At 33.6% G+C, this 22441-nt stretch carries 21 protein-coding genes; 8 read left to right on the top strand and 13 right to left on the bottom strand.

The annotated features are described in order from the left end of the window. Positions 1 to 71: 71 nt before the first annotated feature. The 5 genes from SOJ_RS01540 to SOJ_RS01520 all read right to left on the bottom strand — a co-directional run bounded on the left by SOJ_RS01540 (position 72) and on the right by SOJ_RS01520 (position 4423). Positions 72 to 881: a hypothetical protein gene (locus tag SOJ_RS01540; protein WP_002506301.1), complete on the bottom strand. Its 810-nt coding sequence runs from the start codon at positions 879 to 881 to the stop codon at positions 72 to 74. A gap of 73 nt (positions 882 to 954) precedes the next feature. Beyond that, positions 955 to 1245 carry a sensor histidine kinase gene (locus SOJ_RS01535; protein WP_256092435.1) on the bottom strand — a complete coding sequence of 97 codons (291 nt, stop codon included), beginning with the start codon at positions 1243 to 1245 and terminating at the stop codon, positions 955 to 957. 146 nt (positions 1246 to 1391) lie between these two features. Further along, the gene (locus tag SOJ_RS01530) at positions 1392 to 1895 is read right to left on the bottom strand and encodes a DUF805 domain-containing protein (protein ID WP_002506299.1); all 504 of its coding nucleotides are present in this window, start codon (positions 1893 to 1895) and stop codon (positions 1392 to 1394) included. Positions 1896 to 2144: 249 nt separating this feature from the next. Further along, a complete protein-coding gene (locus SOJ_RS01525; RefSeq protein WP_002506298.1) occupies positions 2145 to 3146 on the bottom strand; it encodes an LLM class flavin-dependent oxidoreductase in 1002 nt (333 codons plus the stop codon). Positions 3147 to 3487: 341 nt separating this feature from the next. Then, positions 3488 to 4423, bottom strand: a complete 936-nt coding sequence (locus SOJ_RS01520) for a DsbA family protein (protein ID WP_002506297.1) — start codon at positions 4421 to 4423, stop codon at positions 3488 to 3490. 141 nt (positions 4424 to 4564) lie between these two features. Between SOJ_RS01520 and SOJ_RS01515 the strand changes: the two genes are divergently transcribed. Beyond that, complete coding sequence (locus tag SOJ_RS01515; protein WP_002506296.1) at positions 4565 to 5131, top strand: TetR/AcrR family transcriptional regulator; 567 nt, start codon at positions 4565 to 4567, stop codon at positions 5129 to 5131. A 19-nt stretch (positions 5132 to 5150) separates the two neighbouring features. Continuing rightward, positions 5151 to 5507, top strand: a complete 357-nt coding sequence (locus SOJ_RS01510; protein WP_002506295.1) for a DoxX family protein — start codon at positions 5151 to 5153, stop codon at positions 5505 to 5507. Positions 5508 to 5606: 99 nt separating this feature from the next. Here the strand turns inward: SOJ_RS01510 and SOJ_RS01505 are convergent, their stop codons facing one another. After that, positions 5607 to 6311 carry a LysR family transcriptional regulator gene (locus SOJ_RS01505; RefSeq protein ID WP_238536955.1) on the bottom strand — a complete coding sequence of 235 codons (705 nt, stop codon included), beginning with the start codon at positions 6309 to 6311 and terminating at the stop codon, positions 5607 to 5609. Positions 6312 to 6385: 74 nt separating this feature from the next. After that, complete coding sequence (locus SOJ_RS14660) at positions 6386 to 6502, bottom strand: LysR family transcriptional regulator (RefSeq protein ID WP_002506293.1); 117 nt, start codon at positions 6500 to 6502, stop codon at positions 6386 to 6388. Between the two features lie 103 nt (positions 6503 to 6605). Between SOJ_RS14660 and SOJ_RS01500 the strand changes: the two genes are divergently transcribed. The 3 genes from SOJ_RS01500 to SOJ_RS01490 are packed head-to-tail and all read left to right on the top strand — an operon-like array spanning position 6606 to position 9355. Beyond that, positions 6606 to 7610, top strand: coding sequence for a ketopantoate reductase family protein (locus SOJ_RS01500; RefSeq protein ID WP_002506292.1), 1005 nt, complete (start codon positions 6606 to 6608; stop codon positions 7608 to 7610). Positions 7611 to 7629: 19 nt separating this feature from the next. Continuing rightward, on the top strand, positions 7630 to 8364 hold the full coding sequence (locus tag SOJ_RS01495) for an acetoacetate decarboxylase (protein WP_002506291.1): 735 nt from the start codon (positions 7630 to 7632) through the stop codon (positions 8362 to 8364). Between the two features lie 16 nt (positions 8365 to 8380). Then, complete coding sequence (locus tag SOJ_RS01490; protein ID WP_002506290.1) at positions 8381 to 9355, top strand: alpha/beta hydrolase fold domain-containing protein; 975 nt, start codon at positions 8381 to 8383, stop codon at positions 9353 to 9355. A 113-nt stretch (positions 9356 to 9468) separates the two neighbouring features. On the opposite strand, the gene SOJ_RS01485 is transcribed toward SOJ_RS01490, so the two are convergent. Beyond that, positions 9469 to 11178, bottom strand: coding sequence for an ABC-ATPase domain-containing protein (locus SOJ_RS01485; protein WP_002506289.1), 1710 nt, complete (start codon positions 11176 to 11178; stop codon positions 9469 to 9471). A 365-nt stretch (positions 11179 to 11543) separates the two neighbouring features. Between SOJ_RS01485 and SOJ_RS14655 the strand changes: the two genes are divergently transcribed. Further along, on the top strand, positions 11544 to 12884 hold the full coding sequence (locus SOJ_RS14655; RefSeq protein WP_002506288.1) for a YSIRK-type signal peptide-containing protein: 1341 nt from the start codon (positions 11544 to 11546) through the stop codon (positions 12882 to 12884). A 9-nt stretch (positions 12885 to 12893) separates the two neighbouring features. Further along, the gene (locus tag SOJ_RS14650) at positions 12894 to 14822 is read left to right on the top strand and encodes a choice-of-anchor I family protein (protein WP_261677020.1); all 1929 of its coding nucleotides are present in this window, start codon (positions 12894 to 12896) and stop codon (positions 14820 to 14822) included. A 75-nt stretch (positions 14823 to 14897) separates the two neighbouring features. Here the strand turns inward: SOJ_RS14650 and SOJ_RS01475 are convergent, their stop codons facing one another. The 5 genes from SOJ_RS01475 to dcuS form a co-directional block, all read right to left on the bottom strand. Then, on the bottom strand, positions 14898 to 16100 hold the full coding sequence (locus SOJ_RS01475; protein WP_002506286.1) for a GTP-binding protein: 1203 nt from the start codon (positions 16098 to 16100) through the stop codon (positions 14898 to 14900). Positions 16101 to 16356: 256 nt separating this feature from the next. Further along, positions 16357 to 17538 (bottom strand): NAD(P)-dependent malic enzyme, encoded by a 1182-nt coding sequence (locus SOJ_RS01470; protein ID WP_002506285.1) that lies wholly within the window; start codon positions 17536 to 17538, stop codon positions 16357 to 16359. Positions 17539 to 17567: 29 nt separating this feature from the next. Continuing rightward, on the bottom strand, positions 17568 to 18920 hold the full coding sequence (locus SOJ_RS01465) for a 2-hydroxycarboxylate transporter family protein (RefSeq protein ID WP_002506284.1): 1353 nt from the start codon (positions 18918 to 18920) through the stop codon (positions 17568 to 17570). A gap of 140 nt (positions 18921 to 19060) precedes the next feature. Then, a complete protein-coding gene (locus SOJ_RS01460; protein WP_002506283.1) occupies positions 19061 to 19777 on the bottom strand; it encodes a response regulator in 717 nt (238 codons plus the stop codon). Further along, a complete protein-coding gene (dcuS, locus tag SOJ_RS01455) occupies positions 19755 to 21380 on the bottom strand; it encodes a DcuS/MalK family sensor histidine kinase (protein ID WP_002506282.1) in 1626 nt (541 codons plus the stop codon). The genes SOJ_RS01460 and dcuS overlap by 23 nt, the downstream gene beginning before the upstream one ends. A gap of 276 nt (positions 21381 to 21656) precedes the next feature. On the opposite strand from dcuS, the gene SOJ_RS01450 reads away from it, so the two are divergent. Continuing rightward, positions 21657 to 22391 (top strand): NAD-dependent protein deacylase, encoded by a 735-nt coding sequence (locus SOJ_RS01450; RefSeq protein ID WP_002506281.1) that lies wholly within the window; start codon positions 21657 to 21659, stop codon positions 22389 to 22391. Positions 22392 to 22441: the final 50 nt, after the last annotated feature.

Below are 22441 nucleotides of genomic sequence, written 5' to 3'. Positions count from 1 at the left end.
AAGGACCTCAGGTTTAACTATTTGAGCTTAATTTCAGGTGTCGTTAACTTCATAATATCGACAGTGAACAATTATGGTTTTTCTCTTTTTAGAATAAAATTCTTCACAAATTTATATTTTTTCCGGTCGTATTTCGCGTATGAATAACTTAGCACACTAAATGTAGCTGCACCCAGCAAGTTCACAAATAAATCTTTCATTGTGTCATGTATGCCGACATCAAGATAGCCACCATCAACCACATTTTCTACATGATTTCCCGACTCGTCTTTACTCTCTATAATTGTTTTCTCAATATTATCAATGTGATGCACAGTATTGTGCTCATTTGCCAAAGCTGCACTATTCACTTTTTGAACTACTCGATCTTTTTGCATGTCCATACCCATACCCTGATCAACAGTATATTCAAAGAACTCCCACATCACACCGATTGTCATAGAAAAACAAAATGTAACGATTGCCAGAAACAGTGGATTTAAATTGATTCCTCGTACATTTTTATTAAGTAAAAATACTAGTGAAAATCCGATACCTGCAGCTAAAAAGCCATTAATTGAATGAAGCATTGTGTCCCATAGTCTAAAATAACTGTAAAAATCTCCAAGTTCACCTAAAATCGTAGAACTAAAAATAAACAGTATAATTATAAATTCAAGTAAATTAGGAATTTCAATTTTTAATAATCGTTCAGTTAATTGTGGAATAGTAAAGAGTACAAGCGTCAAAACAAGGGTGAAAATCACATCCCATCTTTGGATAAATATCAATTCATTAATAAGGCTGAACATAACAATTAAGCGCAAAATCACATATACGGTGATTACTTTCTTATTTGCCGTTTTCGTGCTACTTGTAAATATCTTTTTAAAATTATTCATAGGCAACCTTCTCCAATACTTATAGCGTATAACTTACAACCAATGAAATGATATATAAGCAGTTTTATAGTTTTTACTCGCTTCGTTTATCCCATTCACATATAATGGATATTTTTTCATTCTCTAATTTTGCGTATATTGTACCATCCATTTTCTTCATATAACTTTGTGCAATTGATAAGCCCAATCCGCTTCCATATCCTATACGAGAACGATCTGCCATATAAAAACGATTAAATATTTGTTCTACATTTTCTTGAGTTAAATTCGGTGCATTATTTTCCATGATGACGATAACTTTAGCATCTTCTACTTTTAAATAGATGTTCACATCACCATTTGAATATTTAATCGCATTCGCTATTATAGTTTCTTAAACTATAACATTTATTTAATTTTTGGAGATAGTATTTTAAAAATCGAACCATTACTTTAAAGAAAACACAAAATAAAACTGTAGGTAAAAACTCTTTTGAGCCTTTATCTACAGTCTTTAATGAATTTATTTAACTAATGAGTATGAGCCTGAGGGTTAATTTCACAGCTTCCCCCTGAGCCATAATTATTAGGTTCTTTATTACCAGTGATAACTAATACATATAAAGTATATAGTGCTATTACTCCAGCAACAACGGCACCAAATGCACCAGCTAATAATGAAGCACCAATCATGCCACCACTACCGGAGCTTGCAACTGCTAAAACACCGACAATAAATACAATAGTTGCCACCATCGCTATAAAACCGCTGATATGAGAAACTATTGCAAGAACCATCGTACGATTTGTATCATGTAAACGTCTGGCCATAACGGTAAATGAAGGAATAATAATTGCAATTGCGAATACACTGCTTAGTAAACCTGCTGACACTATTCCTAAAAGCGAAGATATTACGAAGTTAATCCAAAAAGGATGCCAAAAGTCAGGGCGAGTAGATCTGCCATTAATGTCCAAAAAACGCGTCCAAAATTCTTTATAACTTTGAATAACTTGATTTTGTGAATTGTTCATATAATTTCCCCTTTAGTTTGATAGTAATAGTATACGAAACTAAAGATGCATATAGCAAATAGCTTTTAAAAAAGATGTATTAAATCCTTAATTTCAATTTTAAAATAATTTTTATTCACTTTTTATTTATATATAAAAGAACTGCATATCATAAACGACATGCAGTTCTCATTATCTTAAATCTAATCAGACGATTTTTGTTTTTTACTTTGATTAACCATGAAAATAACTTCCTTGAGCATCACTGCTTTAGAACCACAGGTCTGCGAGTAGTTCCATGGATTGCTTTCTTTTTTCTGGGTCATACGCATAAGTCGCAATGATAAGTTCATCCGCTCCAGTCTCTTCAGTGAATGCTTCTAATTTATTACGAACTGTTTCAGGTGAACCCACCGCTTTGATACTGAACATTGATTCCATCATTTTTCTTTGTTCTTCTGACCCTAATTCTTCGGGATCTACAGGTGGTTGTAGCTTACGTTGCTGACCAGTATGCATATCTCTCATCATTTGAATCGTCGTTGTCCAAATTTTTTCTGCTTCTTCATCTGTTGGTGCTACAACGACATTAATCCCCGCCATGACATACGGTTCATCAATCTGAGAAGTTGGCGCATCCGTCTTGAATGTTGAACGGTACATGTCAATTTTTTGTTTATAGTCATCAGGTGCAAAATGTGTCGCAATAGAATACGGCAGGCCAAGCTGTCCAGCAATAGATGCACCATTTATACTTGAGCCCAATACCCAAATTGGTATATTCGTACCTGTTCCTACTGTGGAAGTCACAGGAACACTGTTACCGAGACCTTCGTCGCTAAACCAGCCCATAAGGTCAAAAATAGAATTTGCAAAAGTCTGTGCATCACTATCAGAACGTGTAATCAATTGTGATGTCTTTTGATCAGTGCCAGGCGCTCTTCCAAGTCCAAGGTCAATTCTCCCAGGATAAAGTTGTGCAGTCGTGCCGAAATTTTCAGCTAACTGCAATGGTGAATGGTTTGGCAACATAATCCCGCCCGAGCCGACACGAATATTTTTTGTTCGTGCTGCTGCCATCGCAATCAGTTGTGATGTAGCACTGGATGCAAGATTTTTTGTATTATGATGCTCAGCAAACCAAAGTCTCTTGAACCCAAGATGATCTACAAGCTCTGCATTATCCATAGATGCTTCAAGCGCTTCTTTGACTGTTCGATTTTCTGAAATGCCTACAAGTTCGAGGACACTTAATGGTATATGTTTTGTCATTTATTTAGTACTCCTTTATAAACCTTATTGAATATTGATGATTTTCTAATTTAATATCATGCCTATACTTTTATATTTAAAACGTATATGAGCATCACACAATTAAAAAAATCCTCTGCTGATTACATGATAAAACACCAGGCGATATAAAGATAATTTACTGTTTATAGCATCTAAATATTTAATGTAACAACGATGTAACTAGCATTCTTTATTATTAAATTTAAAAAGGGTCTGTTCTGTTATTTAATTATTTCTCGGGAAATAAAAAAGATGAAAACACTAATTTTCAAAGTGTTTTCATCTTTTTAAATTTTATAATTCACAAATAATAGCTTAATTTATTTTGCTTCGTAATAGTTTTCTCCAAGTATGTTCGAGATAGTGTATTTCGATTTGTCCAAGTCTTTCTCTATGAAATTTGGAACATTCTTTTCTTCGATATCGTACATTACTTCAATTTCTTTGGAAAATAAACTTGATTGTTCATTTAAATATAATGAGAATTTTGGCAATGGATTTGGCTCTATAGTTGTAGAAGTATCTAATTTTTCTAGTGCATATATATAAGTTTCTAATGAGCGAGCCCCTACAATTTTTGTTCCTTGGTTATCATTGTTAACGATTACTATTGTTGGGAATCCACGTACGCCCAATTGACTCACTAAATTAAAATCTTCCGCAAGTAGATTTTGTCCTATGTCGCTGTCTGCGATGTTTAAAATTGAGTCAACATCTATAGTATTGTCACCTTTATATAAATCTTCAACAATATGCTTAAGCACTGCTTTATCTGAAATATTTTTATTAAAAACAAAAACAGCTTCTCTAACTAATCTAGTAAATTTAATTGCAGCCGCAGGTGAATCTACATGTTGAATTGCTTTATAGAGTCTAGATGCAGGAAATGAAGATTGAACAGGATCTATTTCCATTATTGTGCCATCAATAGGCATGCGTGAATAATTCCCTACTTCTTGCCAGTGTGGGGTAACATCTGCAGGCTTGTAGATACCATTCGCTGGATCTATCGGGCCGTCTCCCCATTCTTCTAATAATCCCCCCATAACCATTTGGAAATTAAATAAATGACCATATTGTACAAGTAATTTATTTAGAGTTGGTTCAAATGCCCAGCAGTGTGAACACATAGGATCTGTTACATAATACAAAGTTAAATTCGGTGCGCTCACATCAAAATTTATCGTTTCAATTTCATTTTCCTCACTTGGTTTACATATACCAGAATACATATCACATACCATGTTTTTTTCCATTGAGATAACCTCCAAAGTTTAAATATAACTAATATAGCTTTATAATAAGTATTAATAGCGACAATAAGTACCAACAAAGATATATTAATGTTGGATATTCAACACTAATGACAAAGTGTTGGGAGAAAATGAGGGAGTCGAATGCTAAAATCAAAATCAGACTTACGAGTTATTAAAACCAGAAAGTCAATTATGCAAGCATTTATTAAGCTTTCAGATGAAAAAGATTTTAAAAATATAACAGTAAAAGATATTACAGAAGAAGCACTTATTAATAGAGCTACGTTCTATTATCACTTTAGTGATATTTACGATTTACTAGATAAAGTACTTGCCGAAGAATTATTGATTAATTTGAACTACGCAAATTATGAACAACGTCAATTAGATGAGGCTACTATTTCTAATATTTTTAAAACAATCGCAGAGTTTCAATTATCGTTAAATAGAAGATGTCATAGGAGTTATCCTGAAACAATCGGCAACATTATACAAGAACACGTTGAAAGAGTACTTTATAAATTGTTGCTAGAGGTGAATTTCGAGGATGACGATACACGACACTTAGCTGCAACGATGCTAAGTGCAAGTATATATCGAGCTTCTGAAAAATGGTGTCAAAGTTATAGCGATATCCCTGCTGAAACCTATATCAATCGTGTGATTCCATTCATTCTTTCTGGCTTAATATCTCGTGACAAAGAATAAATGAAACGAGGCGCTTTAGATGGAAATTATAATTATTATATTACAAATTATTTTAGGCATATTTTTCATAATGACAGGTTCTAAAATATTATCCGGAGCCATGAAAGCTGATTTTTCGCGACTTGGTTATCCACCCATTTTCAATCAAATCACTGGTACATTTGAATTGCTTGGTGGTTTAGCAATGCTTATCGGCATTTTCTATGGCATGTTCGCTTTCTTAGCTAGCATATTACTCGGCGCGACAATGTTAGTAGGCGCGTTATCTCTTGTATTTTTAGGAAACGATCCTATTAAGAAGGCAATGCCAGCAATCGTGTTATTTATTTTAAATTTAATCATATTTATCTACTATGTATCATCAGGACTTCTATAATAAATATTGATAGTCAATAACCCTCTTAACGCGTTTATATACAAAACGTTAAGAGGGTTGTTCTTATTTTAATCAGTTTTCAAATTAATATTATTAAAGTCATGAATTACGATTGATTACATAAAATGCTTTATTCTTTTTCAAATAGCTTTCAATAAATTTAAACATATCTAAGTTTACCTCATTTAATTTCTCGTTCTTTAATGAAGATAGATATATTGAAGTATGACTTATCAAATCTGAATGAGGAATATAAGGCAACTCCAATTTTCTACACATGCTAACTGGGACAAAGGCAAAATTTTGTCGTTGTTTTACTATCGATGTGATAAAGGCATCATCAACATAAGTTGAATGATGGATATTCAAATTCATTGTTATTAACTTACTTTTTGTTAGATTATTATAATCTTGGTTATGAGCAGGAAATACAAAATTTTTGATAATGTCATTGTTATAAATAAAATCAAAGTTTGGACTATTATCAAATTGTTTAGGATACGTAATAACAATATCTTCATCAATAATAGGCTGACATTCAATCCTAGGGTGGTTTATTGGAATTGAGCTTAAAGCGAATTGGATATCATAGTTAATTATTTTCTGAATAATCGCCCCCATAGTGTCAATTTCGCAATTATACATATATTGTGGATTGTGCTTTATATACTCATCAAATATATACGAGATCAAACGACTATGAGAAGATGCAAAACTAATAGTTTTATTTTTGGTTTGCTCATTTCTGTATATTAATTCTTCGGCTTTGTTGAGCTCGTTAAAGATATTATTTGCTGACTTCAACAATATACTTCCATTATCAGTTAAAAATACATTTCTCCCTTTTTTATAGAATAACTCAACGTTTAATTCTTGCTCTAATTTTTTATCATCATACTTAATGCTGGTTGACTCACATTTAACTCATTTGCAGTTTTAGTATAATTTAAATTTTCTGCTACACGTTTAAAATACTTCAGATGTAATAATTCCAAGTACTCACCTTCAATCTATAATTTTTGGCTTATATATTTATCAATATTATATATTAGTGTATATGAATAAAGGGATTTATAGTAGTAATTGAGGTGATTTTTAATGAATATAGCAATTTACGGAGCCGGATCATTAGGAACAATTATGGGGGCGTACTTATCTTCAACAAACGAAAACGTCGATCTCATTGATACCTATGATGAACATGTTAATACTTTAAACAGTCAAGGCGCTACGATAGAAGGAACATACAATTTTCATATTTCGGTTAACGCGCTAAAACCTAATGAAATTAATCAGCAGTATGATTTGATTTTATTATTAACAAAACAAACTTATAATAAAGATGTATTGCCAGTCATCAAAAATATTTTGAAAAATGACGGCATACTGTTATCTCTACAAAATGGAGTACCCGAAGAAGTTATTCAACAATATATTCCAAGAGAGAACATTGTTGCAGGATCAGTAGAATTTGGTGCTACTTTCAAAGCACCTGGCGTCTCAGAATTAACAACAGATTATAATGCGTTTAAAAATTATGCACTTCAAATTGGTGAATTAAATGGTGAAATCACATCTAGAGTTAAAACGTTAAAAAGTCTATTGGATTGTATTGGTAATGTCCATCTTTCTGATAACTTGTTAGGAACAAAGTGGTCTAAATTACTCATCAACAGTACTTTCAGCGGTCTATCAGCAGCATTAAATTGCACATACGGAGATATTTTAGACAATCCAGATGCCTTTGAAATAGCGAGGCACGTAGTTGATGAATGTATCAAAGTAGGTCATGCCAATCATATAGAATTTGCTACTATAAGTGGACACGATTTAACTGAATTTGAAAACCATAAAAATGCAGAGAAACTAAATAAAATGATCCAACCTAGCAGAAAACTAGAAGCCAGTATGTTACAGGATTTAAGAAAACAAAGACAAACTGAAATCAATTATATTAATGGCCTTGTAGTTGAGGTAGGAGAAAAGCACAATATATCTACTCCTTGTAATCAAAAAATTGTAGAAATTATTTCAAAAGCTTCAAGTTCAAGTGAACTTCCGAAATTTGAACATTCATTACAATTGTTTAAAGTATTGGCATAATTATAGGAGGATACTTATTATGAAAAAAGAAGATTTAAAAAATATAGTCACAACACCCATTAATGCACCTGCATTCTCCCCAACTAACCCATTTTTTAAAAATAGAGAATACGTCAATGTAATGTATGAAACGGATATAGAAGTATTAAAACGTGTCGTTCCAGAACCTTTGGAAGTTACAAGTAATTTAATTAAATTTGAAATTATAAACATGCCTGATAGCACAGGCTTAGGTTCTTACATGGAAGCAGGTCAAGTTATACCGGTAGAGTATAATGGAGAACAAGGTGAATTTTATTTAAGTATGTATGTTAACAATCAAGCCGCAATTACATCTGGACGTGAAATTGCAGCTTTTCCGAAAAAATCAGGGCAACCAAATTTATATATAGATAATGATGTGCTTGTAGGAACTTTAGATTATGGTTCTTTGCGTGTAGCTCAAACAACGATGGGTTACAAACACTTCCCTATGGATGAGGAAGAAGCTAAAAATATCATTGCTCAACCTCAGTTTATGTTAAAACAAATGCGTGATTATAATGGAGAACTCGAAAAGAGTGAATTAACACGTAGTCAAATTACAGATTTCCAAATACAAGAAGCCTATCGTTCACCAGTCAGACTACAATTATTTGAACATGTCATGGCACCACTCGCTGATTTTCCAGTGCGCAAGATAGTAGATGGACAACATATTATTGCAAATCTTTATTTAGGACGTCCAAAGAAAATTTACGATTATTTAAATTAATATGGAGGTATGCTTGTTGCTAAAAAAGATAATTTTATTCTTTAGTGTCAGTACGTTAACTTTATATTCTTATGTGAGATTCAAAGAAAAACGTAGCTTTAAAAGCTTTCTTTATGAGCTTGTCATTAGAAAAATGAAAATGAAAGAACCTTATTTAAGTGAAGCGAATGCTAAAAATGCAGTTAACAAAACCAAACATAAAACTGCTGGAGAATTTAAAGGTACAGATTATAAATTTACGAATAGTGTTCACATCAAAACTGTTCAAAACTCAAAAATTTATATAGTCAATGCACAGCCGAACCCACAGCAAAAAGTGATTTTATATGTACATGGTGGCGCTTGGTTTAAAGACCCTTTCAAAACGCATTTTGAGTTTGTAGATACACTTGCAACAGAATTAGATGCTAAAGTAATTATGCCAATTTATCCTAAAACACCACATGCCACATACCAAGAAACACTTAATTTACTTGAAGAAATTTACAAAAAGATGATATTAAATAATGATAATACGCACCAACTTATAATTATGGGAGACTCAGCGGGCGGACAGATTTCATTATCATTTGCTCAATATATTAAAAAACTAGGCTTAACCCAACCTAGTCATATCATATTAATCTCACCCATTCTTGATGCCACATTATCTAACCCTGAAGCTTATGTCTATGAAAAGAAAGACCCAATGTTAGCTACAGCAGGAAGTAAATATATTATCAATCTTTGGGCTGGGGATACTCCGTTAACCGATTGGAGACTTTCACCAATGTTTGGAGATTTAGAAGGATTAGGCCATATTACAGTTTCAATAGGTACAAAAGAAGCGTTATACCCGGATGCGCTTAAATTCTCTAATATGCTTATTTCAAAAAATATAGCTCATGACTTCTTACCAGGTTTCAATTTATATCATGTCCACACGATTCTAGACATACCAGAAAGAAAGCAATTTCTTAATAACTTAAAACAAATAATTAAGAATAAATAAAGTCATGTTTCCTATAAAATATAGGAAACATGACTTTTATTTTTTATACTAAATCGAATTATATCTTTTGGATTAGCACTGTATCGTCAAATTAATGATATCTTTTCGTCTTCTTACGAATCTTTCACTTTTAACCCACGATAACGATTAAGCGTTGCACAGAATTCCTGCTTTCTTGGCAAAGCTAAATTTCCTGGGTGTCCATTAAATGGAGTAAGTGCGTCTAAACCATTGTGCTCTATAAAATCATAAAGCTTGTCAGCTGCTTGAGTTAAAGTATCCTGCTCATTTAATAGATGCTTCTGGTAATAATCAATCATGTCCGCCAAACATTGTGTTTGGCTATTATCTACCAATTGTTCCAAACCTGAAATATCAATAAGTTCCTTACCATATAAAATCGAATACAGTCCTTTAACTTTAAAACGATTTTCTTTGCCTTTTTTAGAAAAACTAGACTTTAACGGGATGCGTTTAGGAATGTCTCCGAATTTTTTATCTATATTCGTGTTTTTATTACTATCGTTTGACGTCGCAATGGATTTAGCTTGTGCTGTAACATCTTTCAATACATACTCATCCATCATCAACACTTGGTCTGCCGCCTCAAAATAATCGTCCGAGCCACCCACAATTAAAATTGTAGAAACATCATAATCTTTATAAAGTGATGTTACCTTACTCGCAAATGGTGTGATAGGTTCTTTCTCAGGCGCAATCAGTTGTTGCATACGGCTATCTCGAATCATGAAGTTTGTTGCAGATGTGTCCTCATCAATTAGTAATAATGATGTGTTTGCCTCTAATGCTTCCATCACGTTCGTTGCTTGCGACGTACTACCACTCGCATTTTCAGTCGAGAATTGTTGAGTATTTTTATTTCCCGGTAAATTATTTATAAAAGGACTGATGTTCACTTTTTCTATATTACGGCCATCTTCTGCACGTATTTTCATAGCATCATGACACGTAATAACGTATTCTCTACCGTCACTAGGAATATGATTATAAACACCACGTTCTAATGCTTCAAGTATCGTTGACTTACCATGGAAACCTCCGCCAACAATTAAAGTAATCCCTTGCGGAACACCCATACCAGTGATGGTTTTCCCACTCGGTAAAGACAATTCAACTTCTACATTTTCCGGACTATTAAACGCTACAGCACCGGATAATTGTTTATCAGAAACGCCACTTTTACGTGGCAATATGGAACCATTTGCGACAAATGATACAAGTTGTCTGCGCTCAAGTTCTTCACGAATAAATGCTTGGTCCAACATTAACGTAACTTGTGTCTTTAATGCAGCTTGATCAATATTTTTATAAAGTAATACGTGCTCTACAATTTCTGGTAACGTGTCGATTAATATATTTGTTGCGACTTTTCCTAAAATTTTTCGACCTGCTGCTGGCAGACTAATTTCTAGTCTCACTTCAATGTCCTGTTTATTGATCACAACAGCAGTCCGCTCTAATATCTCTTGACCACAACGATCGATAGAAATATTTCTAGCACCTTTTGCGTGTTTATCGTTATGTTTCAACGATTCTATACCTTCTTTAAACGCTCGAGCTAGAAAATCAGATACTGACACAATTTTATTTTTGGAATCTAGCAGATTGTCTGGAATATTTGCCGTTTTACGATTCATGATAATTCTCATTTTTGAAGGCGGCGCATACGGATCCACTTGTGCATGATCAATCGCAAGACGAAACTGCTTAAATTGATACATACCCTTCAGCCGTTTATATGCACCATACTTCTGTCCATCTAATGATCTTAATAGCTGCGTAAATTCTGTAGCTTGTTTCAATAGTATACCTCCTTCAGTGATGCTTTATTAAAATACTTTAGACGCTCTTTCTAATATTTACCCAGTATAAATTATTAAATTAACTGTGTACAATATTTATTGTTTTATAGTAAAACTATCTCTCGCAATAAAACCCAAAAGAAACGTAGCAACATCAAAATATATATATGATTACTCTATTCCCAAATATAATTGAATTAAGTATTTTCTAAATTGCTTGATTCATATAGGTAACGCTATGTATTAATAGTTTTATTTATTTTTTGGTAAAGCATATTTACTAATTCTTTATTTAAAAAAAATAATACACAAACATACTAGTGAGATACTTAATAAGTACGTATTTATCTATCTAGGGGGATTTTATGTTTAACAATACGAAAAGAAACACAATTTATTCTATTAGAAAAGGTATGATGGGAACTGCTTCAGTTACTATTGGGACATGTCTATTACTTGGGATGAGTAATCAAGCTTCCGCCGATGAACATAGTCACGTTAAAAATGGTTCTGAAACTACAACTGCTCAAGATCAAACTAGTAGTCAGAACCATACATTAGAATCACCTAAATCAACACCTACTGATAATCATAATTTGAACAACAATCAAGCAGCAAATATACATAATCAAAATGAAGGAACTACAGAAGAACCTAAAGAAGAAACAACTGACACCAACAAACAAGACATAAAAAATGAAAATCAGTCACCAAACACACAAAGTTCATTAAATAATTCTTCAGACACACAAAAACCTGAACAGCCGACTGAAAGTGATGCTTCTGAGGAACAAACTATTGATAACAACGCTAAAGAATCAGAAGAATCAATAACAGAACATGATACGAATAAAGATGAATTTGCAGAGCAGAATACACAAAAATCTCAACAACATGAGCTTCTTAAAGAAAAAGATAAGAAAAAAGATTCAAATGTTGAAAACTCAAAATATGATCAATCACCAAAATCTTCATCTAGTGAAGCTAAACAAGAACAAGTTCAAAAGAACGACGAATCCAAACAATCTATAGACCAAACAAAGAATTCAAAGACATCAACAGAGCATTCAAAGACACCATTAAATGAATCAGAGGCACCAACAGATAATTCAAACACTCCAAATGAACCAGACAAATCCACAAAAAATTCAAATACTTCAGCAGATAATGCAACCTCAACAACACAGAAACAACATGACCCAGCAAACAAATCGGTCAACAAAACAGAGGATAGTATAAAACCAACGCATAAAATAGAAGACGCATCAACGGAATCGCAATTCGCTTCAGAACCATTGAACAATAATAATGAAAACAGTGATGCCATTTCATCCAACAGCACATCTACTAAAAAATTAGAAACTTTAACCAATGAAGAACGAGCAACACTTTTAAAAGCCATTCAACATGATACTCAGGAACAAGACAAACAGCCAAAAGCAGTCTTACAAATGGCATCTGCACAAAATCCAACAATTAGAAATACACGTAATGCTTCTAAAGATTCAACATCACTCAATATTAATCACACAGGCCGTTATGATAGCGGTGCCGGCTTTGATAAAGGTGGTACAGAAATTGTAAAATATAACCCTAAAAATGGTTATGCCTATTCGATAAATGGTGATAAAGAAGCATTAGACATTTTAGATATTAAAAACACTAAAAACAAAGAAATTCAGCTCGTAAATCGAATTTATCTATAAGATGCTGGTATTGAAGCAGGGGATCTTACAAGTGTAGCTGTTCATCCTAATGGTAATTATATTGCTCTTTCTGCACCAGCCAAAGATAAAACAAAACCCGGTCACGTTGTCTTCTATAGTGATACAGGAAAATACTTAAATGATTTGACGGTAGGCAGTCTACCCGACATGGTAACTTTCACTAAAGATGGTACGCGTTTACTTGTGGCCAATGAAGGCGAACCCTCTGACGATTACAAAGTGAACCCAGAAGGTTCTGTGTCAATTATCGACACATCAGGTGTACCAGCCGAATTAAACAACTCACACGTTCGCACTACCCCACTAACACAAGAGCATATGAACGAATCTATTCGTGAATTAGGTCCTAATAAATCAGAAGCTTATCTAAATTTAGAGCCCGAGTATATCGTGACAGATGACAGCGGGAAATATGCTTATGTGACAATTCAAGAATCAAATGCTATTGCTAAACTAGATATTGAAAATGGTGAATTCGTACAAGTCCAAGGATTACCCTATAAAGATCATTCCTTACCTGAAAATGCCATTGACCCTTCAGACAAAGATGGTAAAAAAGAATTACGCCCAGTACCAGTACTCGGTATGTTACAACCAGATGGTATTGATTCATACGAATATAATGGAGAAACATATTTATTAATTGCCAATGAAGGTGATTCACAAGATTATGAAGGCTATTCAGAGGAAGTCCGTGTCAAAGATATTAAAGATGATATTGAATTAGACGCTAAATACTATGAAGGTTATACGCAAGAAGAATTAGATGCACTTGTGGCTAATGGGTTATTTGATGATGATCAATTGGGCAGATTAAAAGTGACAACTTCTCACAAATTTAGAGATGAAAATGGAAAATATAATGTGCTCGTAACGTTCAGTGGTCGTTCATTTTCAATATTAAAAGGTTCTGACCTATCTATGGTTTACGACAGTGGCAATGATATTGAACAGCGTATCAAAGATATTTTGCCAGAACGCTTTAATGCTAATTATGAAGACTTTAATGAACTAGAAGTAGATGGTAGAAGTGACGATAAAGGTCCTGAAGTCGAGTCTATAGAAGTTGGTACTATCGGCAATCAAACATACGCCTTCGTTGGCTTAGAACGTGTAGGAGGCGTGATGATATATAATATTACGAACCCTACCGCTCCTGAATTCACGCAATACCTTTATGATGAACAAAATAAAGACGTCTCACCTGAGGGTATTACTTTTGTATCTGCAGAAGACAGCCCGACAGGTAAACCAATGTTAATCGTATCTTTTGAATTGTCAGGCACTACATCTACATTTGAGTTAGATGAGATTGGTGGAAGTGAACAAGCTCATCCTAATGACCAAGACAACACTAAAAATGACAACCCACCTGTCAACGATGGTGAAGATAATGATACTATTGATTCGAATGACGAAAAACCTGAAATTGAACATCATTCGGAAGACCCTCTTGTCGGTCAAAATTCAGCAATTGAGAACCCTGACGCGTTAATTTCTGAAACTCCATCAAATGTTCGAAATGACTCGTCTCAGTTAAATAACAACTCGACAGTTCAATCAGCTGATTTTTCTACAGCACCCGTCGATACCCAATATAATAATACGATGAAAAATCAAAAATCAGTTTCACAATCAGAACAACCTAAACATCATCTAGCTACAGAAACGCATAACCAAAATGGTACTAAATATAATACAAGCATTAATAAAACAAGTACAACAAACACTATACTTGATAAAGAGGACGTTAATCTCGATAAACAAAACGCGTCAAATGATCATAGTCATTCAACTGAAGCACAACAATTACCAAACACAGGTCAAAGTCAAAGCCAACTACCACTATGGGTGTCATTAATTTTAGGCGCTTGCTTACTATTGATTGGTAGAAAACAAAGACCAAAAAAGAAATAAATAGTATTCACCTATCACAAAAATAATTAAATACTAAAAGAGGAAGCATTATAATCAAATGCTTCCTCTTTTGGTTTATTGTTGCTTACTTATCTCCCATTGATAAGGGTCTGCTAAACTGCCCCAATCTTGCTCTATTTCATAACGATTTAATAAACATGCATCGAGTTCACGTTCAATTTTTTCAGTATCTAAATCCGTTCCGATAATGACAAATTGTGTATTTCGGTCACCATATTCAATATCCCACGTTTCTGCTACATCTGTTCTTTCGTGCAAAATCTGTCTTTGTTGTTCTAATGGCATCGCAGCTACCCAGTAAGTCACTGGACTAATGTTACAAGATGACCCAGCTTGTGATAATAAACAAGCGACTTCATTATATTGCGCGAGCCACACGATACCTTTGGAACGCACGATGTTATCTGACATATTTTCCAACCATGTGTTATAACGTTTCGCGTGAAACGGTAATCTTCTGGAATAAACAAAAGAACTAATACCATATTCTTCAGTTTCTGGGGTATGTGTCGCATGGCCACCTTCAGTTAATTCTTTAATCCATCCTGCAGAATCACTCGCTTTTTCAAAATCAAAGCGTCCCGTATTTAAAATTTCGTTTAATTCTACCTCTGCATTCACAGTTTTAATTAATTTTGCTTCAGGTTGTAACTGTCTCAGTACATTTTCAAGTTTCTGTAATTCCTTGTCAGTAACTAAATCTGTTTTATTCAATACCAGGACATCACAGAATTCAACTTGGTCGATTAGTAGATCTGCAATTGTGCGTTCATCCGTAACATCAGCACCTTGGTCTCGATCGACCAATAAATCTTCTGAGTTAATATCATTAGTAAATCGATTCGCGTCTACAACTGTCACCATTGTGTCTAACTGACATATCGACGTTAAATCAATGTCGAGTTCGTCATCTATGTATGAAAATGTTTGGGCAACGGGTACAGGTTCTGAAATACCTGTAGATTCAATGACAATATAATCTATATTTCCTTTGTGCACGAGACGTTCCACTTCTTTTAATAAATCATCTCTCAAAGTACAACAGATACAGCCATTTGATAATTCAACGAGTTTTTCATCTGTTCTCGATAAGCCGCCGCCTTCTGCAACCAAATCTTTATCAATATTAACTTCACTCATATCATTTACAATAACTGCTATTTTACGTCCCTCTCGATTTTTTAAAATGTGATTGAGCAACGTAGTCTTCCCTGAACCTAAATAGCCACTTAAAACAGTTACTGGAATTTTACTCATTAGACATAACTCCCTTTTATAAATCGTAATAATTACGTTTTATAATGTAACGTGAATTATAAGTAAAGTCAATATTATAATAATGACCTATTGATTAATTTTTCAATCTTAAACGTAACTTATAAAATTAAAAAAAACTGACAACGAAAATAATGTTGTCAGCTTTTTCAATACTTATTTAGAATTCATCTGCTTCAGGTTACTCAATTTCTATTTTGTGTAGCATGATGAATCTGTCAATTGTTTCTTTTTCATTCTAAACTAATATTTTCCCTTCATTTTTCGCACTATGCTTAACCGCTTCGGCGACTTGGTGAGTGACGTTTTTATCTAGCGCATTCGGAATGATGAAATCCGCTGCCAACTGATCTTCTCTTATTGAGCCAGCAATTGCTTTAGCTGCTGTTATTTTCATTTCTGTAGTAATGTCACTTGATTGTGCGTCTAATACGCCTCTAAATATTCCAGGAAACGCTAATAAATTATTGATTTGGTTAGGGTAGTCTGAACGTCCTGTTCCAATGATTGTAGCTCCAGCTTCTATTGCTTCTTCTGGGTATATTTCTGGGGTAGGATTGGCTAATGCAAAAACAACTGGGTTATCATTCATTGACTGTACATGATCTTTTGTTAACGCTTTGGGACCTGATACACCAATAAATACATCTACATTTTGAATGACATCATCCAATGTGCCTGTAGATCTTTCAGGATTTGTATATGTTGCAATATCTTGTTGAGCGCCGTTCATCCATGTTTCTGATTTATTTAAGACACCTTCTAGACTGACCAGCGTAATATTATTATATCCCGCTTCTAATAACAACTTAGCAATCGCAATACCTGCTGAGCCTGCACCATTAATAATTATTTTTGAAGAATAGTCCTCTTTTTGAACAAATTTAAGTGCATTGATTAATGCTGCAAGCACAACGATTGCCGTTCCATGCTGATCATCATGAAATACTGAAATATCAAGTTCTTCAATTAATCTCTTCTCAATTTCAAAACAACGTGGTGCGGATATATCTTCTAGATTAATTCCAGAAAAATTAGGCTCTAACGCTTTTATAATAGATATAATTTCTTCAGTATCTTTTGTATTTAATGAAATCGGAAATGCATCTACATTTGCCAGTTTTTTAAATAAAATACTTTTCCCTTCCATAACTGGTATAGCCGCTTTGGGTCCAATATCACCTAGTCCAAGTACAGCCGTACCATCCGTAACTACAGCAATCATATTACCTCGCGCTGTTAACGAATTTACTTTTGATTCATCTTCTGTAATCGCCTTACATACTTCAGATACACCAGGCGTGTATACGACACTCAAATCCTGTTCATCATTAACCTCTACTTTACTCGTAATCTCTATTTTTCCTGAACGTTCATGGTGTAAACTGATAGAATATGTAGTTTCATTTCTTACTGACATATTTATTACCCCTTATATAGTATTATGATTTAACTTAATATTTTTAACAAAAACGTGGCCATGATTACTGTTGATACGCCGCCTATTCTGGTAGCAACTTGTGCAAATGGCATAAGTGCCATACGTTTAGATGCTGACAATATAGCTACATCTCCTGTACCGCCTAGACCACTATGACATCCCGTCACGATAGCGGCATCTACTGGATACATTTTCATCAATTTACCTACAAAATAACCAGAAACAATCATGGTTAATACGACTGATGCACATATGACAACATAAGCTGGTGTAACAATCTTAACGACATCTTCTAAAGGTATGTACAACATTCCAAGACCTACCATTAATGGCCAAGTTAAACTTGTAGATACAAATTTATATAAATTATGTGCACCATCTTCCATTTTGTGTGGCATTACTTTCAAACATTTAATAATTGTTGCAAATAGAATCATAATAACTGGCCCCGGTATACCTATGAATTTTTGACCAAGTGTACCGACAATAAAGAAACTACAAGCAATGAGTAAACCTGCTCCCATAAGTGAGAAATCAATGACTTTTTCTTTCTCTTCTTTATCATCATTTGTTTCATTTATGTTTTCAGATTTAATTAATTTTCCGTTTCCTGAAAGCTTTGTATGTTTTTCACCTACGCGCATCATGACTCCCGCAGTGACAACCGCAAATATATTACCAATTACTGCTGCTGGAATCATTTGAGAAACGAACGATTCAGCACTTCCTCCTAATATAGATGAGTATGCAATGGATAATGGGAGAATACCTTCACCAATACCTCCTCCAATAATAGGTACAACAATATAAAACAATGTATGCTTAATATCATAACCAAATAATAAGCCGACTAATAAACCAGCAGATACTGCTAGAATAGTTCCCACTAGTAAAGGCACAAACATACGTGTGAATCCTTGAATTAACACTTTACTATTCATACCTAAAATACTTCCAACAACTAAACAAGAAATATAGAAATATAAAAAGTTCGATGTCTTCATCAAACTTGTAACCGCTTCCATTGAAGATGTGTTAATAACATCTAAAAACACTAAAACAGATGGTACAAGTAATGCTAAAATAGCAGGTCCACCGATATCTTTTAAAATCGGCAATTTTTGACCAAGATCTCCTAGCAAGATACCCAAAATCATGATTACTGCGAATCCACCAATCATGTCTGCAGGTAATGTATTATATACGGATGCAGCTAATATAATTGCAGCTAGTGTTAAGTAAAGTGGTAATGGCAACACACCTACTTTAATATTAATCAGCCTTTTTCCTAAACTTTTAAAGCTGCTCTCTATTGGCATCCCATCATTAGTAAGCGCTTTCAAATTTGCTTTCGTATTCATTATTAACCCCCTTGTTACGTATAAATCTATTCTATTCATAGACAATATAAATTTATAGTTTATGAAATTTTAATTATCTTTTTGTAATTAAAAAAACCGAATCAAAAGGAATTTCACCCCTTCGATTCGGTAACATTTCACTATAATTCTATATAACCCTTTAAATACTGAAGATTATCCTTTTTAATCTTATAGAAATTAATGGGACGCCCTATACCATAATTTAAAGATTCCTCTAAAACCTCTATATCCGTTAAAAACTTTAAATATTTTCTTACAGAAACTCTCGAAATATTAACGCGCTTTGAGATGTCATCTGTAGAGAATTCATTTTCTTCAAAGTATTTCATTTTATCAATAATCACTTGTAACGTTGCTTCCGTCACACCTTTTGGTAATTTGAGCTCTGAATCACGATCAACAATTTCCTTGTTGAGAAAATCAGCATCAATATCCGTTTGATTAATACTACTCGTTTTATTAAAGAATGTGAGCCCTTTTTTATACCTCAACAATGATTGTTGAAAACGCTCAAAGTCGAAGGGCTTAATTAAATAATCTACAGCGCCGTAACGAAATGCAGTTTGAATCTCCTCGATATCCGTAGCTGCTGTGATGAGAATTGCGTCTATTTTATAACCTTGCTCTCTTACATATTTAAGAAATGTTAATCCATTTTCCTCAGGCATGTATATATCCAACAATAGTAAATCAATTTCTTTATTTTCTATATGTTTTATAGCTTCTTTAACATTTGAGGCAATATCAACTGAAGTTTGGTCATCTATTTTTTTAATAAATTGTTGATTTATTTGTGCAACCATTGGATCATCTTCAACAATTAAGATATTTAACATTTATAGTCCCCCCCTTTTCTGAATAACTTATAATGACTGAAAATGTCACATTGCCTTCTACATTAGAAGCTACTTTTATTTCGCCGTTAAGTTTCTCTACGCTTTGTTGAACAAGGTGTAGCCCATAGCCTCTATCCTCACCTTTAGAAGAGTAGCCCTTTTCAAAAATCTGATGTGCTAATTCATCTTTTAGACCTAAGCCTGAATCTACAACATCTATAATTAATGCGTTATTTATATATTTCAAATGTACATCAATTGTTTTCTCACTAACAGCAGATGCGCTTAAAGAATCTATACTATTATCTATTAAATTACCTATAATCGTAATCATTTCATGAGTAATATATGAGTGTTTTGGTTCAGGAATCTTTGTATGGCTGATAATAGACAATTTAATATTTTGTTCTCTCGCCAAACTTAATTTGCCAATTAAGAATCCAGCTAACACAGGATCTTTAATCTTCGACGTAATACTACCATTTTCTTCGCTACCCAATTCAACAATCTCATGTATATACTGTTTTAAATCATCATAATGTTCCATTTGCAGCAGACCAGAAATCACGTGCAACCTATTGCTAAACTCGTGTGACTGCGCACGTAATGTATCAGCATATGTCTTTACGCCTACTAACTGTTCCGAAAGTTTGTTCACCTCTGTCTTATCTCTAAATGTTGAAATTGCACCAACAATTTCATTATTTACAACCAGCGGCACTCTATTAACCAAAATCTTCACTCCATTAATATTTTGTTCCTTGTCCAATTCTGGTTTACCTAACTCGAGTACTTTTGGTAGTTGTGTCGACTCCATATAATCATCAATCTTCATGCCAATCGGATTGCCTTTTAAATTTGCCTTATTAAATATATCCCTCGCTGATTTATTCACTAAATTAATCTTACCTTCTTTATCAACAGCAACGATACCTTCATGAACAGATTGCAACATCGTGTTCCTCTCTCCAAGTATCTTAGCGATATTCGATGGTTCTAAACCCAGTAAAATTTTCTTAATATATCTAGACAGTAAATATGCACCAATGGCACCGACAATCAGTCCAACAATTGACCCAATGATAATCTGCTTATTGCCATCTGCAAGTGCTTCAGAAACACTTTTCATTGGCACACCAACGGCAACTACTCCAACTTGTTTACCATCAGCATAAACAGGTGTAAATGACCTTAATGATTCACCGAGTGTCCCTTTAGAAATCGAAGCACTTTCTTTACCGTGCAGTGCATTCGTTTCATCGCCACCTTTAAAATGCTTACCAATGAGTTTTTCATTGGGGTGCGATTTTCGTATCCCTTTCATATCCATCACAACAATAAAACTCACATCCGTTGATTGTTGTATTTCAGACACATACGTTTGTATGCTGTTATCATTGTCACCTTTTTTCAAAGTAGATTGAACAATCTCAGACTGAGCAACGGTCTTACCAATTACTTCAGCCTTCTCTTCAGTTGTTTGATGTATAGTTTCTTTAATTGTCTTACTAATCAATACACTCGTAATAAGTAGTGAAAATAACACTACAATACATACTACAATAATAATCAATGTGCTTAACTTTAGTTTCTGTTTCTTCAAAGCCCCAAACCGCCTTTAGTTATTAAAATTTATGCATATAATTATTAGAAATATAGCATACTTTTGGAATTAATTAGTATAAGTTTTAAATATTAAATTCAATAAAATAATAATATAATTTCAAAAGGAGCGTAAATATGCCCTTAAACAAGAGATAATCTACCGTCCTATGTAGCAGCTTAAGTATATGTTTTGTTTGCTAAATTACTTTTTAAAATTTAAAATTAATTTAAAGGTTAGGAGTATGATTTTTAAATTTTTAATGGAGTGAAATGCATGAATGACAGGATTGAACAATTCAAGAACATCATTAATGATTCTAATAAAATCACGTTTTTTACAGGGGCAGGTGTGTCTGTCGCAAGTGGTGTCCCAGATTTTCGTTCTATGGGTGGGCTATTTGATGAAATTTCAAAAGATGGCTACGCGCCTGAATATTTATTAAGTACGGATTATCTTCAAGATGACCCAGTAAGATTTGTTGATTTTTATCATAAACGTTTACTTTTAGCTGATAAACAGCCGAACCTTGTTCATCAATGGATTGCTCAACTAGAACAAGATAAACGTTCATTAGGGGTTATCACTCAAAACATCGACGGTCTACATTCTGATGCGGGGAGTCTTAATGTAGATGAACTGCATGGTACGTTAAATCATTTCTATTGTATTGACTGCCATAAGGCATATTTCAAATATTATGTGATGAAGCATCATTTACGCGAATGTGAAGTGTGTGGAAGTCCTATTAGACCTGATATTGTACTTTATGGAGAATTATTAAATCAAAATACGATTTATAATGCACTAGATAAAATAAAAGAAGCCGATACTTTAGTCGTCCTAGGTTCGTCACTCGTAGTTCAACCAGCAGCAGGACTTATTTCGAAATTTCAAGGACAGAACCTAGTTATCATTAATAAAGACCATACACCTTATGATAACCACGCAACTTTAGTCATTCATGACGACATGGTCAAAGTAGTTAATGAACTAGGGTATGTAGAGTGAGTTAGGTAGTGAAATTAAAGTATTTATAAAAAAGGAGAACGCGTTTTATA

Source organism: Staphylococcus sp. OJ82 (genome assembly GCF_000294465.1).
Taxonomy (GTDB): Bacteria; Bacillota; Bacilli; order Staphylococcales; family Staphylococcaceae; genus Staphylococcus; species Staphylococcus equorum.
This window is presented reverse-complemented; position numbering and strand designations above follow the sequence as displayed.